This window comes from Enterobacter sp. BIDMC 27, assembly GCF_000534415.1.
Lineage (GTDB): Bacteria > Pseudomonadota > Gammaproteobacteria > Enterobacterales > Enterobacteriaceae > Enterobacter > Enterobacter hormaechei_C.
Genome location: NZ_KI973178.1, coordinates 197,050 through 213,353, shown reverse-complemented (window position 1 = coordinate 213,353; position 16,304 = coordinate 197,050). Strand labels below are relative to the sequence as shown.

Below are 16,304 nucleotides of genomic sequence, written 5' to 3'. Positions count from 1 at the left end.
GCCCGCGATGAACAAAGAAATTTTGGCTGTTGTTGAAGCCGTCTCCAACGAGAAATCACTGCCGCGTGAGAAGATTTTCGAAGCGCTGGAAAGTGCACTGGCTACAGCAACCAAGAAAAAATACGAACAAGAGATCGATGTTCGCGTAGAAATCGATCGTAAAAGCGGTGACTTCGATACATTCCGTCGTTGGGTAATCGTTGAAGAAGTGACCCAACCGACCAAAGAGATCACCCTGGAAGCGGCACGTTTTGAAGACGAAAGTCTGAACGTGGGTGACTACGTTGAAGATCAGATTGAATCTGTTACCTTCGACCGTATCACCACCCAGACCGCGAAGCAGGTTATTGTGCAGAAAGTGCGCGAAGCCGAGCGCGCGCTGGTTGTCGATCAGTTCCGCGATCAGGAAGGCGAAATCATCACTGGTGTGGTGAAGAAAGTGAACCGCGACAACATCTCTCTGGAGATCAAATCCGAAGGGCTGCCGGGTAACGCTGAAGCCGTGATCCTGCGCGAAGACATGCTGCCGCGTGAAAACTTCCGCCCAGGCGACCGTATTCGTGGTGTGCTGTATGCCGTACGTCCTGAAGCGCGTGGTGCACAGCTGTTCGTGACGCGTTCTAAACCAGAAATGCTGGTTGAACTGTTCCGTATCGAAGTGCCGGAAATCGGCGAAGAAGTTATCGAAATCAAAGCGGCGGCCCGCGATCCGGGTTCCCGTGCGAAAATTGCGGTGAAAACCAACGACAAGCGTATCGACCCGGTCGGTGCTTGCGTCGGTATGCGTGGCGCACGTGTTCAGGCGGTTTCTACCGAACTGGGCGGCGAGCGCATTGATATCGTTCTGTGGGACGATAACCCGGCGCAGTTCGTGATCAACGCAATGGCACCGGCTGATGTGGCGTCTATCGTTGTTGACGAAGACAAACACACCATGGATATCGCTGTAGAAGCGGGCAACCTGGCGCAGGCGATTGGCCGTAACGGTCAGAACGTACGTCTGGCGTCACAGCTGAGCGGCTGGGAACTCAACGTGATGACCGTTGATGACCTTCAGGCCAAGCATCAGGCTGAAGCCCACGCGGCGATCGATACCTTCACCAAATACCTGGACATTGACGAAGACTTCGCCACTGTGCTGGTTGAAGAAGGTTTCTCTACGCTGGAAGAACTGGCCTACGTGCCAATGAAAGAGCTGCTGGAAATTGACGGTCTGGATGAACCAACCGTTGAAGCCCTGCGTGAACGCGCTAAAAACGCACTGACCACCCTGGCGCTGGCTCAGGAAGAAAGCCTTGGCGATAAGAAGCCGGCTGATGACCTGCTGAATCTGGAAGGTCTTGATCGTGCGATTGCGTTCAAGCTGGCTGCCCGTGGTGTTTGTACGCTGGAAGATCTCGCTGAGCAAGGCGTTGATGACCTGGCCGATATCGAAGGTTTAACCGACGAGAAAGCCGGCGAACTCATCATGGCCGCACGTAATATTTGCTGGTTCGGCGACGAAGCGTAATAAACTGTAGCAGGAAGGAACAGCATGACTGATGTAACTGTAAAATCGCTGGCTGCTGAGATTCAGACCTCCGTGGACCGCCTGGTACAGCAATTTGCTGATGCAGGGATCCCGAAGTCCGCTGATGACTCGGTGACCGCGCAAGAAAAACAAACCTTGTTAGCGCACCTGAACCGTGAACACGGCTCTACGCCTGACAAGTTAACGCTACAGCGTAAAACGCGTAGCACGTTGAACATCCCTGGTACCGGTGGCAAAAGCAAGTCGGTACAAATTGAAGTCCGCAAGACGCGCACCTTTGTAAAACGTGATCCGCAAGAGGCAGAACGCCTTGCCGCGGAAGAGCAGGCACAGCGTGAAGCGGAAGAACAAGCTCAGCGTGAGGCAGAAGCCACTGCCAAACGTGAAGCAGAATTAAAAGCTGAACGTGAGGCCGCAGAAAAAGCGAAACGCGACGCCGGTGAAAAAGCGAAGCGTGACGCTGCGGAAAAAGACAAAGTGAGCAATCAACAGACCGACGAAATGACCAAAACTGCCCAGGCTGAAAAAGCCCGCCGTGAAAATGAAGCTGCCGAGCTGAAGCGTAAAGCGGAAGAAGAAGCCCGCCGCAAGCTTGAAGAAGAAGCTCGCCGCGTCGCCGAAGAAGCGCGTCGCATGGCAGAAGAAAACGAGAAGAACGGTGTGAATACCGCTGAACCAACTGAAGATACCAGCGATTATCACGTCACCACGTCTCAGCATGCGCGTCAGGCAGAAGACGACAACGACCGCGAAGTTGAAGGTGGTCGTGGCCGTACTCGCAGTGCAAAAGCTGCGCGTCCTGCGAAAAAAGGTAACAAACACGCTGAATCAAAAGCTGACCGTGAAGAAGCGCGTGCAGCGGTTCGCGGCGGTAAAGGCGGCAAGCGTAAAGGTTCCGCTCTCCAGCAGGGCTTCCAGAAGCCTGCTCAGGCCGTTAACCGTGACGTTGTGATCGGCGAAACCATCACCGTTGGCGAACTGGCTAACAAGATGGCGGTGAAAGGCTCTCAGGTCATCAAAGCGATGATGAAACTGGGCGCAATGGCCACCATCAACCAGGTCATCGACCAGGAAACCGCACAGCTGGTTGCCGAAGAGATGGGTCACAAAGTTATCCTGCGTCGTGAAAACGAGCTGGAAGAAGCAGTCATGAGCGACCGTGATACGGGCGCAGCGGCTGAACCGCGCGCACCGGTTGTGACCATCATGGGTCACGTTGACCACGGTAAAACCTCTCTGCTTGACTACATTCGTTCTACTAAGGTTGCCTCCGGCGAAGCGGGTGGTATTACCCAGCACATCGGTGCTTACCACGTAGAAACCGAAAACGGCATGATCACCTTCCTGGATACCCCAGGCCACGCAGCGTTTACCTCAATGCGTGCTCGTGGTGCTCAGGCAACGGATATCGTTGTTCTGGTTGTTGCTGCCGACGATGGCGTGATGCCACAGACCATTGAAGCTATCCAGCACGCGAAAGCGGCGCAGGTGCCTCTGGTTGTCGCAGTTAACAAAATCGATAAGCCAGAAGCCGATATGGATCGCGTGAAGAACGAACTGTCCCAGTACGGCGTTATGCCGGAAGAGTGGGGCGGTGAAGCGCAGTTCATCCCTGTATCTGCAAAAGCAGGTACCGGTATCGACGACCTGCTGAACGCTATCCTGCTTCAGGCTGAAGTTCTGGAGCTGAAAGCGGTTCGTAAAGGTATGGCGAGCGGCGCGGTAATCGAATCCTTCCTGGATAAAGGTCGTGGTCCGGTTGCAACCGTTCTGGTTCGCGAAGGTACTCTGCACAAGGGCGATATCGTTCTGTGTGGTTTCGAATACGGTCGCGTTCGTGCGATGCGTAACGAACTGGGTCAGGAAGTGCTGGAAGCGGGTCCGTCCATTCCAGTGGAAATTCTCGGCCTGTCCGGTGTTCCGGCTGCCGGTGACGAAGTCACCGTGGTACGTGACGAGAAGAAAGCGCGTGAAGTCGCTCTGTATCGTCAGGGTAAATTCCGTGAAGTGAAGCTGGCTCGTCAGCAGAAATCTAAACTCGAGAACATGTTTGCCAACATGACCGAAGGCGAAGTTCACGAAGTGAACATCGTTCTGAAAGCGGACGTTCAGGGTTCTGTGGAAGCGATCTCCGACTCCTTGCTGAAACTGTCTACCGACGAAGTGAAAGTGAAGATCATCGGTTCTGGCGTAGGTGGTATCACCGAAACCGACGCAACCCTGGCAGCAGCGTCCAACGCGATCCTGGTTGGCTTCAACGTTCGTGCTGACGCATCTGCGCGTAAAGTGATTGATGCTGAAAGCCTGGATCTGCGTTACTACTCCGTCATCTATAACCTGATTGACGAAGTGAAAGCAGCGATGAGCGGCATGCTGTCTCCTGAGCTGAAACAGCAGATCATCGGTCTGGCTGAAGTACGTGACGTGTTCAAATCACCGAAATTCGGTGCGATCGCGGGCTGTATGGTTACCGAAGGGACCATCAAGCGTCACAACCCAATCCGCGTACTGCGTGACAACGTGGTTATCTACGAAGGTGAGCTGGAATCCCTGCGCCGCTTCAAAGATGACGTTAACGAAGTCCGTAACGGCATGGAATGTGGTATCGGCGTGAAGAACTACAACGACGTTCGCGTTGGCGATATGATCGAAGTGTTCGAGATCATCGAAATTCAGCGTACCATCGCGTAATCTTCGTCAACTGAAGATTAATTAGCGTAGGCCGGGTAAGCGAAGCGCCACCCGGCAGTAATTTTAAAAAGGGGCTTAAGCCCCTTTTTTGTCTGGAGAATTTATTATGGCGAAAGAATTTGGTCGCCCACAGCGCGTCGCGCAGGAGATGCAGAAAGAGATCGCTCTCATTCTGCAACGTGAAATCAAAGATCCACGCGTGGGTATGATGACCACCGTGTCTGGCGTGGAAATGTCCCGCGACCTGGCGTACGCCAAAGTGTTTGTTACTTTCCTGAATGACCAGGATGAAGACGCCGTGAAGAACGGCATTAAAGCGTTGCAGGAAGCCTCTGGTTTCATCCGCTCTCTGCTTGGCAAAGCAATGCGCCTGCGTATCGTGCCAGAGCTGACCTTCTTCTACGACAACTCGCTGGTTGAAGGTATGCGTATGTCCAACCTGGTGACCAGCGTGGTGAAACATGACGATGAGCGTCGTGTTAACCCGGCGGACGACAGCAAGGAGGACTGATGAGTCGTCCTCGTCGTCGCGGTCGTGACGTGCATGGCGTGCTGTTGCTGGATAAACCACAGGGCGCATCCAGCAACGACGTGCTGCAAAAAGTGAAGCGTATTTATAACGCCAACCGTGCAGGGCACACTGGCGCGCTGGATCCGCTGGCAACTGGCATGCTGCCGATCTGCCTGGGGGAAGCGACAAAGTTTTCCCAGTACCTGCTGGATTCGGATAAGCGCTACCGCGTGATTGCCAAACTGGGCCAGCGCACGGATACCTCCGATGCAGATGGCCTGGTGGTGGAAGAGCGCCCGGTGACCTTCAGCGCGGAGCAACTTGATGCGGCGCTGGACAGCTTCCGTGGTGATACGCTACAGGTGCCGTCGATGTATTCGGCGCTGAAATATCAGGGCAAAAAGCTCTACGAATATGCGCGTCAGGGCATTGAGGTTCCGCGTGAAGCTCGTCCGATTACCGTGTATGAGCTGCTGTTCATTCGCCACGAAGGTGATGAACTCGAGCTGGAAGTACACTGTTCGAAAGGGACCTATATCCGCACCATCATTGATGACCTCGGTGAAAAGCTGGGCTGCGGCGCGCATGTGATTTATCTGCGTCGTCTGGCGGTCAGCAAATATCCGGTCGAACGCATGGTGACGCTTGAGCATCTGCACGCCCTGGTTGAACAGGCGCAAGCGCAGGGCGTTGCGCCAGCCGATCTGCTGGACCCGCTGCTGATGCCAATGGACAGTCCGGCAGTGGACTTCCCGGTTGTTAATCTTCCTTTAACATCGTCCGTTTACTTTAAGAACGGAAACCCGGTTCGCACATCGGGGGCGCCGCTTGAGGGCCTGGTACGCGTGACGGAAGGTGACGAAGGGAAATTCATCGGTATGGGCGAAATGGACGGCGAAGGGCGTGTGGCGCCGCGTCGTCTGGTCGTCGAATATCCGGTCGAAGCGTGACGGTGATAACGCCTCACCTTGCGATAAGCAGGGGAGACGAGTAGAATATCGCCGCTTAACGCCTGGTAAATTGTTTAACAATCTGCGGGGCGTACATGGGATAGCTGAATTAGAGATCGGCATCCTTACATTCTTTATACTTTGGAGTTTGAAAATGTCTCTAAGCGTTGAAGCTAAAGCTAAAATCGTTTCTGAGTTTGGTCGTGGTACTAACGACAGCGGTTCTACCGAAGTTCAGGTTGCACTGCTGACTGCACAGATTAACCACCTGCAAGGTCACTTTGCAGAGCACAAAAAAGATCACCACAGCCGTCGTGGTCTGCTGCGTATGGTTTCTCAGCGTCGTAAACTGCTCGACTACCTGAAGCGTAAAGATGTTGCACGCTACACCGCGCTGATCGAGCGTCTGGGCCTGCGTCGCTAATTCTTGCGAGTTTCAGAAAAGGGGGCCTGATGGCCCCTTTTTTCAACCAGACGGCAGCAATTCAATGGAAACTATTGTATTGTTGCTATAAATGATCTTCATTGCAGAGGTTCGCGCGGCTAATGAGAGGCTTCACCCATGGGGGTGTCGGTTGTCATTAGTCGCGAGGATGCGAAGAAGGTCGGGTTAAATCGTCAGCACACCTGAGGTGTGCTTTCAAACATTTAAGAAAGGACAGAATTTTGCTGAATCCGATCGTTCGTAAATTCCAGTATGGTCAGCATACCGTCACGCTGGAAACCGGCATGATGGCGCGTCAGGCTACTGCTGCCGTTATGGTAAGCATGGATGACACCGCTGTATTCGTTACCGTAGTTGGCCAGAAAAAAGCTAAACCAGGTCAGGACTTCTTCCCACTGACCGTTAACTACCAGGAGCGTACCTACGCTGCCGGTAAAATCCCGGGTGGCTTCTTCCGTCGTGAAGGCCGTCCAAGCGAAGGCGAAACCCTGATCGCGCGTCTGATTGACCGCCCGGTTCGTCCGCTGTTCCCGGAAGGCTTCGTAAACGAAGTTCAGGTTATTGCGACCGTTGTTTCCGTTAACCCACAGGTTAACCCGGACATCGTTGCTATGATCGGCGCATCTGCGGCCCTGTCACTGTCTGGTATTCCATTCAATGGCCCAATCGGTTCCGCGCGCGTTGGCTACATCAACGACCAGTACGTACTGAACCCAACTCAGGAAGAGCTGAAAGAGAGTAAGCTGGACCTGGTTGTTGCCGGTACTGAAGCAGCGGTTCTGATGGTTGAATCCGAAGCTGAACTGCTGAGCGAAGATCAGATGCTGGGCGCTGTGGTATTTGGCCACGAGCAGCAGCAGATCGTTATCCAGAACATCAACGACCTGGTGAAAGAAGCCGGTAAACCACGTTGGGACTGGCAGCCAGAAGCGGTGAACGAGGCGCTGAACGCACGCGTTGCTGCACTGGCAGAATCTCGTCTGAGCGACGCATACCGCATCACCGACAAACAGGAGCGCTATGCTCAGGTTGATGTGATCAAATCTGAAGTGACCGCGACCCTGGTTGCCGAAGACGAAACGCTGGACGCTAACGAGATTGGCGAAATCCTGCACGCCATCGAGAAAAACGTTGTTCGTAGCCGCGTCCTGGCAGGCGAGCCGCGTATCGATGGTCGTGAAAAAGACATGATCCGTGGTCTGGACGTGCGTACTGGCGTACTGCCACGTACTCACGGTTCTGCGCTGTTCACCCGTGGTGAAACGCAGGCGCTGGTAACCGCGACCCTGGGTACCGCACGTGACGCACAGATCATCGACGAACTGATGGGCGAGCGTACTGACAGCTTCCTGTTCCACTACAACTTCCCTCCGTACTCTGTGGGCGAAACCGGTATGGTTGGCTCACCGAAGCGTCGTGAAATTGGTCACGGTCGTCTGGCGAAGCGCGGCGTGCTGGCAGTGATGCCAGAAGCAGACAAATTCCCGTACACCGTACGTGTGGTGTCTGAAATCACCGAATCCAACGGTTCCTCTTCTATGGCTTCCGTGTGTGGTGCCTCTCTGGCGCTGATGGATGCAGGCGTGCCAATTAAAGCCGCCGTTGCGGGTATCGCAATGGGTCTGGTGAAAGAGGGCGACAACTACGTTGTTCTGTCTGACATTCTGGGCGACGAAGACCACCTGGGCGATATGGACTTCAAAGTAGCGGGTTCCCGTGACGGTATCTCTGCCTTGCAGATGGATATCAAAATTGAAGGTATCACCAAAGAGATCATGCAGGTTGCTCTGAACCAGGCTAAAGGTGCGCGTCTGCACATCCTGGGCGTGATGGAACAGGCGATTAATGCGCCGCGTGGCGACATTTCTCAGTTCGCTCCACGTATCCACACCATCAAGATCAATCCAGACAAGATCAAAGATGTTATCGGTAAGGGCGGTTCTGTTATCCGTGCACTGACCGAAGAAACGGGCACCACCATCGAAATCGAAGATGACGGTACTGTGAAGATCGCAGCAACCGACGGCGAGAAAGCGAAATACGCTATCCGTCGTATCGAAGAGATCACGGCAGAAATCGAAGTGGGCCGTATCTACAATGGTAAAGTGACCCGTATCGTTGACTTTGGCGCATTCGTTGCCATCGGTGGCGGTAAAGAAGGTCTGGTACACATCTCTCAGATCGCTGACAAGCGCGTTGAGAAAGTGACCGATTACCTGCAAATGGGTCAGGAAGTACCGGTGAAAGTTCTGGAAGTTGACCGCCAGGGCCGTATCCGTCTGAGCATTAAAGAAGCAACCGAGCAGTCTCAGCCTGCTGCGGCGCCGGAAGCTCCGGCTGCTGAACAGCAAGGCGAGTAAGGTTGCCATTTGCCCTCCGCGCAGGCGGAGGGCTTATTATCAGGCAGGACGCCTTGTTAAGCCGCCGGGGGACAGGACGTTCATCCAATAGTTGTCTTCGGGAGTGGGAAATGAAGCCTTTTTTGCGCTGGTGTTTCGTTGCGACAGCTTTAACGCTGGCAGGATGCAGCAACTCTGCCTGGCGTAAGAGCGAAGTCCTCGCAGTGCCATTGCAACCGACTTTGCAGCAGGAAGTCATTCTGGCACGCATGGAACAAATACTTGCCAGTCGGGCTTTAACCGATGACGAACGCGCACAGCTTTTATATGAGCGCGGAGTGTTGTATGATAGTCTCGGTCTGAGGGCACTGGCGCGAAATGATTTTTCACAAGCGCTGGCGATTCGACCTGATATGCCTGAAGTATTCAATTACTTAGGCATTTATTTAACGCAGGCAGGCAATTTTGATGCTGCCTATGAAGCGTTTGATTCTGTACTTGAGCTTGATCCAACTTACAACTACGCGCACTTGAATCGCGGTATCGCATTGTATTACGGCGGTCGTGATAAGTTAGCGCAAGATGATCTGCTGGCGTTTTATCAAGACGATCCTAATGATCCTTTCCGCAGCCTGTGGCTTTACATCGTTGAGCAGAAGCTCGATGAGAAGCAGGCCAAAGAAGCACTGAAACAGCGCTTCGATAAATCGGACAAGGAACAGTGGGGATGGAACATTGTCGAGTTCTACCTGGGCAACATTAGCGAAGCAACGCTGATGGAACGCCTCAAGGCGGACGCAACGGATAACACCTCGCTCGCTGAGCATCTCAGTGAAACCAACTTCTATTTAGGTAAGTACTACCTAAGTCTGGGGGATATGGACAGCGCTACGGCACTGTTCAAATTAGCGGTTGCTAACAACGTACATAACTTCGTTGAGCACCGTTATGCATTGTTGGAATTATCGCTCTTGGGCCAGGAGCAAGACGACCTGGCAGAATCGGACCAGCAATAGCTGACGACATAAACATCAGCCCGTAATCTTTTGATTGCCATCACCTTCACTGGTGAGGGCGTTGTTGTTCGTCAATACACCTAATTTGAGCCGGTTCACACTTTTCAATGAAAATTGCTAATCATTTTCACGATGAGCTAAGTAGACTGGCCGCCATTAATATCGAGGCACTTGTACTACATGGCTGAATTCGAAACCACTTTTGCAGATCTGGGCCTGAAGGCTCCTATCCTTGAAGCCCTTAACGATCTGGGTTACGAAAAACCATCTCCGATCCAGGCTGAGTGTATCCCACACCTGCTTTCTGGTCGTGACGTGCTGGGCATGGCCCAGACTGGTAGCGGTAAAACCGCAGCATTCTCGCTGCCGCTGCTGAACAACATTGATCCGGACCTGCGCGCGCCGCAGATCCTCGTCCTGGCTCCAACCCGTGAACTGGCTGTTCAGGTTGCTGAAGCTATGACGGAATTCTCTAAACATATGCGCGGCGTAAACGTGGTAGCCCTGTACGGCGGCCAGCGTTATGACGTGCAGTTACGCGCCCTGCGCCAGGGTCCACAGATTGTTGTCGGTACGCCGGGCCGTCTGCTGGATCACCTGAAGCGCGGTACCCTGGACCTCTCTAAACTGAGCGGTCTGGTACTGGACGAAGCCGATGAAATGCTGCGTATGGGCTTCATCGAAGACGTAGAAACCATCATGGCGCAGATCCCGGAAGGTCATCAGACCGCTCTGTTCTCTGCAACTATGCCAGAAGCGATCCGTCGCATTACCCGCCGCTTCATGAAAGAGCCGCAGGAAGTGCGTATTCAGTCCAGCGTGACCACTCGCCCGGACATCAGCCAGAGCTACTGGTCTGTGTACGGCATGCGCAAAAACGAAGCGCTGGTGCGTTTCCTGGAAGCGGAAGATTTTGATGCGGCGATTATCTTCGTTCGTACCAAAAACGCGACCCTGGAAGTGGCTGAAGCCCTGGAGCGTAGCGGTTACAACAGCGCAGCGCTGAACGGCGACATGAACCAGGCCCTGCGTGAGCAGACTCTGGAGCGTCTGAAAGACGGTCGTCTGGATATCCTGATTGCAACCGACGTGGCAGCACGTGGCCTGGACGTTGAGCGTATCAGCCTGGTTGTAAACTACGATATCCCAATGGACTCCGAGTCTTACGTTCACCGTATCGGCCGTACCGGTCGTGCGGGTCGTGCAGGCCGTGCGCTGCTGTTCGTTGAGAACCGCGAGCGTCGTCTGCTGCGTAACATTGAACGCACCATGAAGCTGACCATTCCAGAAGCCGAGCTGCCAAACGCAGAACTGCTGGGCAAACGCCGTCTGGAAAAATTCGCCGCGAAAGTACAGCAGCAGCTGGAAAGCAGCGATCTGGATCAGTACCGTGCGCTGCTGTCCCAGATCCAGCCTGTCGCTGAAGGCGAAGAGCTGGACATGGAAACCCTGGCCGCAGCACTGCTGAAAATGGCGCAGGGCGAACGTAGCCTGATCGTGCCACCTGATGCGCCGATGCGTCCTAAGCGTGAGTTCCGTGACCGTGACGATCGTTTCGAACGTCGTGGCGACCGTAACGACCGTGGTCCACGCGGTGACCGTCCAGAGCGTGGTGGTGAAGACCGTCCACGTCGCGAGCGTCGTGACGCTGGCGAAATGGAACTGTATCGCATTGAAGTGGGCCGTGATGATGGTGTTGAAGTTCGTCACATCGTTGGCGCGATCGCTAACGAAGGCGACATCAGCAGCCGTTACATCGGTAACATTAAGCTGTTCGGTTCCCACTCCACCATCGAGCTGCCAAAAGGCATGCCGGGCGAAGTACTGCAACACTTTACTCGCACCCGCATCCTGAACAAGCCGATGAACATGCAGCTGCTGGGCGATGCACAGCCACGTCCTGACCGTGGCGGCGAACGTCGTGGCGGTGGTCGCGGTTTCGGTGGCGAGCGTCGTGAAGGCGGTCGCAGCGAAGGTCGCGGTGGTGAAGGCCGTCGTTTCTCCGGTGAGCGCCGCGAAAACCGTGGTCCACGCCGTGAAGAAGGCGCCAGCCGTCGTCGTTTCGGTGACGCGTAAGCCTTTCGCTTCTGACGTAAAGTAAAATATACAGCCCCGATAGTTGCTATCGGGGCTTTTTTTATTCCTTTTGTACTCTTGTACTGGTACAGTGCAACGCACTAAAATGCAGAACCACATTTTTCACTGGAGATAAGGCCGCATGGCAACACTAACCACCACCCAAACGTCACCTTCGCTGCTTGGCGGCGTGGTGATCATCGGCGGAACCATCATTGGTGCCGGGATGTTTTCCCTGCCTGTGGTCATGTCCGGTGCGTGGTTCTTCTGGTCGCTGGCGGCGCTGGTTTTCACCTGGTTCTGCATGCTCCATTCCGGGCTGATGATCCTTGAAGCAAACCTGAACTACCGCATTGGCTCCAGCTTCGACACCATCACCCGGGATCTGTTGGGCAAAGGCTGGAACCTGGTGAACGGGCTGTCCATCGCGTTTGTACTCTATATCCTGACCTACGCGTACATTTCAGCGAGCGGGTCGATTCTGCATCACACCTTCTCAGAGATGTCGCTGAACGTTCCGGCGCGTCTGGCGGGTCTCTGCTTCGCGCTGGTCGTGGCGTTTATCGTCTGGATGAGCACCAAAGCGGTCAGCCGCATGACGGCGATCGTGCTGGGCGCAAAGGTCATCACCTTCTTTCTGACCTTCGGCAGCCTGCTGGGGCACGTCACGCCGGCCACGCTGTTTAACGTTGCGGAAGTGAACACCTCCTACACGCCGTACCTGCTGATGACGCTGCCATTCTGTCTGGCGTCGTTCGGCTACCACGGCAACGTACCGAGCCTGATGAAATACTACGGCAAGGATCCGCGCACCATCGTGAAATGCCTGGTTTACGGAACGCTGCTGGCGCTGGGGCTGTATGTGATCTGGCTGCTGGGGACGATGGGTAACATCCCGCGTCCGGAATTTATCGGCATTGCGCAGAAGGGCGGTAACATTGATGTGCTGGTACAGGCGCTAAGCGGCGTGCTGAACAGCCGCAGTCTGGATCTGCTTCTGGTGGTCTTCTCGAACTTTGCGGTGGCGAGCTCATTCCTCGGCGTGACGCTGGGCCTGTTTGACTACCTGGCGGATCTGTTTGGTTTTGATGACTCTGCGATGGGGCGCTTCAAAACGGCGCTGTTGACCTTCCTGCCGCCGATTGTGGGCGGCCTGCTGTGGCCGAACGGTTTCCTGTACGCCATCGGCTATGCAGGACTGGCGGCCACCATCTGGGCGGCGATTGTACCGGCGCTGCTGGCGCGCAAATCACGTAAGCGCTTCGGCAGCCCGAAATTCCGCGTTTGGGGCGGAAAACCGATGATTGCGCTGATTCTGGTATTTGGTATCGGCAACGCGGTGGTCCACGTGCTGTCGAGTTTTAATCTGTTGCCGGTATATCAGTAAGTTTTTGTGCCGGATGGCGGCTACGCCTTATCCGGCCTACGCGATCCCGTAGGCCCGGTAAGCGAAGGGTATGAACCGGAAACATGGGTAACACTTTAGACCGGATACATGGGTAACAGTTATAACTGGCATAGAAGAGGAGACTCGCTATGCCCTGGACTGAGACCCGACCTATGCAACGCCTTGATTTTATCCGTGCCTGCCATGCAGGTACGGATTCTTTTTCAGCCCTCTGCCGTCTCTTCGGCATCAGCCGAAAAACCGGTTACAAATGGCTTCAGCGTTTTGACCCCTCTGACCTGTCATCTCTCTCTGACCGGTCGCGTGCTCCGCACTCCCACTCCCGTACAGTTCCTGATGATATCGCCGGGCAGCTTACGGCCCTGAGGCAGAAACACCCTGACTGGGGCCCCAAAAAACTGCGGATGTGGCTGCTCAATCATCACGTCGATTTTACCGTCCCCGCTGCCAGCACTATCGGCGATATCCTCAAGCGTGAAGGCCTGGTTCCGGATAAAAAGCGAAAACGCAGAACCCCGGGCAATCGCCAGCCCCTGACCATCATCAGTGAGAACAATCAGGTCTGGAGCGCTGATTTTAAAGGCAAGTTCAGGCTGCTGAGCCGGAAATACTGTCATCCCTTCACCCTGACCGACAATCACAGCCGGTATCTTCTGAGCTGCCGGGGAACGGACCGGGAGAGCGAGCCCTTCGTCAGGCAGTGCCTGACGGATGCGTTCCTGGAGTACGGTCTGCCGGAAGTCCTGAGAACGGATAATGGACAGCCTTTCGCAGGAACAGGTATCGCCGGGTTAAGTCGCCTTGCAGTCTGGCTGATAAAGCTGGGCATCAGACCGGAACGTATCAGAAAGGGGCATCCGGAAGAAAACGGCCGTCATGAGAGAATGCACCGTTCGCTGAAAAGTGCAGTAAAACAGGGCAACACCTTTATGACGATGGAAGAACAACAGCGGTGGTTCAGTGACTACCGGGAAGAGTTTAACTACGAAAGGCCGCATGAAGCCCTGGCGGGTGCAACGCCCGGAACGGTATGGCAGCCCTCAGGCCGACACTGGGATGGCAGGGTTCCTGAATATGCTTATCCGGAAGGAGGTACGGTCTACAGGGTGAAATCAAGGGGGGACACTCTATATGGGGAAAAAGGGGACGGTGTTCCTGAGTGAAGCGCTGACTGATGAGTACATCATGCTGGAAGAACAGGATGATGGCCTTGAGGCCATCATCTTTAACGGAATAACGCTTGCGTACTACGACCGAAAAACCCAGAGTGTGCTCCGGATAGACTGAAAAGTGTTACCTATGTTCCCGGTCTGATCTGTCACCTATGTATCCGGTCATACAGAAGCGCCACCGGGCAAAGCAAAAAACTACCCCACCAACTCCTCTTTCACCTGCATCGCCAAATCAAACGAATGCAGACGCGCCTGGTGATCGAAAATCTGGCCGTTAACCATAATCTCATCCGCCTGGGTTTCACGCAGCACCGCCTCCAGCCCGTGACGCACTTTCGCCTTATCACCCACCAGCGACATACTCAGAGCCTGCTGCACGCCATACTGCTCGGAGGCCGACCACAGCTGATGCATATTCTCTACCGGCGGCGGCAACTGGCCCGTCTCGCCGCGACGCAGCTTCACAAACGCCTGCTGCATAGAGGTAAACAGGAATTCCGCGTCGCGGTTGCTGTCGGCGGCAATGATATTGATACACACCATCGCATACGGCTTCTCCAGACGTTCAGACGGTTTGAAGTGCGTACGATAAAGATGCAGTGCCTGATGCAGCATATCCGGTGCGAAGTGGGAAGCGAACGCGAACGGCAGCCCCAGTTGAGCGGCGAGCTGCGCGCTGTACAGGCTTGAGCCTAACAGCCATACCGGGATCTTTTCCCCGTACCCCGGCACAGGACGCACGTGCGGGTTCGGATCCCGCGCGTCAAACCAGTCCACCAGCTCGGCCACATCGCGCGGGAAGTTATCGATATCGCCGCTCATATGGCGACGCAGGGCGCGCATGGTCGGCTGGTCGCTGCCCGGCGCGCGGCCAAGCCCTAGATCAATACGGCCCGGATAAAGGGTATTCAGCGTCCCGAACTGCTCGGCAATCACCAGCGGGGCGTGGTTCGGCAGCATCACACCGCCGGAGCCCAGGTGCAGAGTGGTGGTATTCGCCGCCAGATAGCCAATCAGCACCGAGGTGGCGGCGCTGGCGATGCCCACCATATTGTGGTGCTCCGCCAGCCAGTAGCGGTGATAGCCGCGCTTTTCGGCAAGCTGAGCAAGATCGAGAGAGTGCGTGAAGGCTTCTCTGGCCGAGGAGCCTTGTGGAATCGGCGCCAGATCCAGCACCGAAAACGGAATGGTTTTGTCAGTCATAACAGCTCACTTTGTCGACGGTCAATCTTTAATACTGCATTAAAAAATGATAACCGTTGTTAACAAAGTGAGCCTTTTTTACGCCTGCAATTCCAGCCCGGCGAGACGTCTCCAGTAACCGTTGCAGTCGCTGTTTGCCGTCAACGGCAGCGGTGAGGCGCCGTTTTCGTTGGCGCGGAAGGCGTCCAGCATCGCGAAAACGCCGGTATCAAGCGGCGAAAGACGCACCATATCCACCAGCCCGTGCATTGACGCCAGTTCGTTGCCGAGGTTATAGACGTAACCGCTCATGGTCTGAATGCCGTTGAGGACAAACACCTGCTGGTTCTCCTGCGACAGCATACTGCGGCCGTTCGGGTACTTAATGCAGCAGGTTTCGCACTCGTCTTTCGGGCGATCTTCGGAACGTGCGGTGAAGCAGCGGGCAGAGTAGGCCAGCGGCAGATGGCCGTAGCTCAGAACCTCCACTTCAAACTTGTTGCGAATGCCCAGCTCTTCGCACTGTGTGAGCAGGTTGGCCAGCCAGTCGCGGGAGAGCTCAACCGGCATGCACCAGCGGGTCATCCCCTGTTTGAGCAGCAGGCGCAGGGTTACGGCGTTATAGCAGTTCAGGGCATGTCCGGCGACAAAGGGTAGCTTACGCTCGGCGCACAGGTTTACCACGCCCAGGTCGCTCGCCTCCAGCAGGAACTCACCGTTTTCGACGTAGCGCTTCAGCTCGCCCAGTTCAGAGGACGCCTGTACCAGCGCCAGCGTCGAGAGCACCACCTGCTTGCCGCTGCCGGCCAGGTTTTTCGCCATATCCAGCCAGTCGCCCACTTTGGTGGCGCGGCGCTTGCTGCACACCGCTTCGCCGAGGTAAATCACATCGGCGCTGCTGTTAGCCGCCTGCTGGTAAAAATCTTCCAGCGTCTCTTTTGGCCAGTAGTAAAGCACCGGCCCTAATGAATATTTCATGATTA

Annotated in this window: 14 protein-coding genes; 12 read left to right on the top strand and 2 right to left on the bottom strand. The window is 55.0% G+C overall.

All coding sequences use genetic code 11. The annotated features are described in order from the left end of the window. Window positions 1-7 precede the first annotated feature (7 nt). The 12 genes from nusA (at window position 8) to L463_RS24545 (ending at window position 14,254) form a co-directional block, all read left to right on the top strand. Entirely contained in the window at window positions 8-1,510 is a 1,503-nt protein-coding gene (gene nusA, locus L463_RS21455; protein WP_003861798.1) for a transcription termination factor NusA, read from the top strand. Window positions 1,511-1,534: 24 nt separating this feature from the next. Then, entirely contained in the window at window positions 1,535-4,222 is a 2,688-nt protein-coding gene (gene infB, locus L463_RS21460) for a translation initiation factor IF-2 (protein ID WP_006812117.1), read from the top strand. 106 nt (window positions 4,223-4,328) lie between these two features. Next, on the top strand, window positions 4,329-4,733 hold the full coding sequence (gene rbfA / locus L463_RS21465) for a 30S ribosome-binding factor RbfA (protein ID WP_003861793.1): 405 nt from the start codon (window positions 4,329-4,331) through the stop codon (window positions 4,731-4,733). Next, window positions 4,733-5,683, top strand: a complete 951-nt coding sequence (gene truB / locus L463_RS21470) for a tRNA pseudouridine(55) synthase TruB (protein WP_017693918.1) — start codon at window positions 4,733-4,735, stop codon at window positions 5,681-5,683. Before rbfA ends, truB begins: the two co-directional genes overlap by 1 nt. Window positions 5,684-5,837: 154 nt before the next feature. Next, window positions 5,838-6,107: a 30S ribosomal protein S15 gene (gene rpsO, locus L463_RS21475; RefSeq protein ID WP_003861789.1), complete on the top strand. Its 270-nt coding sequence runs from the start codon at window positions 5,838-5,840 to the stop codon at window positions 6,105-6,107. Window positions 6,108-6,349: 242 nt separating this feature from the next. Then, window positions 6,350-8,488: a polyribonucleotide nucleotidyltransferase gene (pnp, locus tag L463_RS21480; RefSeq protein ID WP_017693919.1), complete on the top strand. Its 2,139-nt coding sequence runs from the start codon at window positions 6,350-6,352 to the stop codon at window positions 8,486-8,488. A gap of 110 nt (window positions 8,489-8,598) precedes the next feature. Beyond that, the gene (gene nlpI, locus L463_RS21485) at window positions 8,599-9,483 is read left to right on the top strand and encodes a lipoprotein NlpI (protein WP_017693920.1); all 885 of its coding nucleotides are present in this window, start codon (window positions 8,599-8,601) and stop codon (window positions 9,481-9,483) included. Between the two features lie 107 nt (window positions 9,484-9,590). Further along, entirely contained in the window at window positions 9,591-9,671 is an 81-nt protein-coding gene (gene yrbN, locus L463_RS24190) for a protein YrbN (protein WP_097397692.1), read from the top strand. Then, window positions 9,664-11,559, top strand: coding sequence for a DEAD/DEAH family ATP-dependent RNA helicase (locus L463_RS21490; RefSeq protein ID WP_003861780.1), 1,896 nt, complete (start codon window positions 9,664-9,666; stop codon window positions 11,557-11,559). Before yrbN ends, L463_RS21490 begins: the two co-directional genes overlap by 8 nt. 142 nt (window positions 11,560-11,701) lie before the next feature. Then, window positions 11,702-12,946 carry a tryptophan permease gene (gene mtr, locus L463_RS21495; RefSeq protein ID WP_015571971.1) on the top strand — a complete coding sequence of 415 codons (1,245 nt, stop codon included), beginning with the start codon at window positions 11,702-11,704 and terminating at the stop codon, window positions 12,944-12,946. 149 nt (window positions 12,947-13,095) lie between these two features. Further along, on the top strand, window positions 13,096-14,130 hold the full coding sequence (locus L463_RS21500; protein ID WP_050596927.1) for a DDE-type integrase/transposase/recombinase: 1,035 nt from the start codon (window positions 13,096-13,098) through the stop codon (window positions 14,128-14,130). After that, entirely contained in the window at window positions 14,099-14,254 is a 156-nt protein-coding gene (locus L463_RS24545; RefSeq protein ID WP_154815461.1) for a hypothetical protein, read from the top strand. Before L463_RS21500 ends, L463_RS24545 begins: the two co-directional genes overlap by 32 nt. An 80-nt stretch (window positions 14,255-14,334) precedes the next feature. Here the strand turns inward: L463_RS24545 and L463_RS21505 are convergent, their stop codons facing one another. Both L463_RS21505 and L463_RS21510 read right to left on the bottom strand, forming a co-directional pair. Then, the gene (locus L463_RS21505) at window positions 14,335-15,342 is read right to left on the bottom strand and encodes a luciferase-like monooxygenase (protein ID WP_006812112.1); all 1,008 of its coding nucleotides are present in this window, start codon (window positions 15,340-15,342) and stop codon (window positions 14,335-14,337) included. Between the two features lie 78 nt (window positions 15,343-15,420). Then, complete coding sequence (locus L463_RS21510; RefSeq protein WP_023295495.1) at window positions 15,421-16,299, bottom strand: U32 family peptidase; 879 nt, start codon at window positions 16,297-16,299, stop codon at window positions 15,421-15,423. Between the last annotated feature and the right edge of the window lie 5 nt (window positions 16,300-16,304).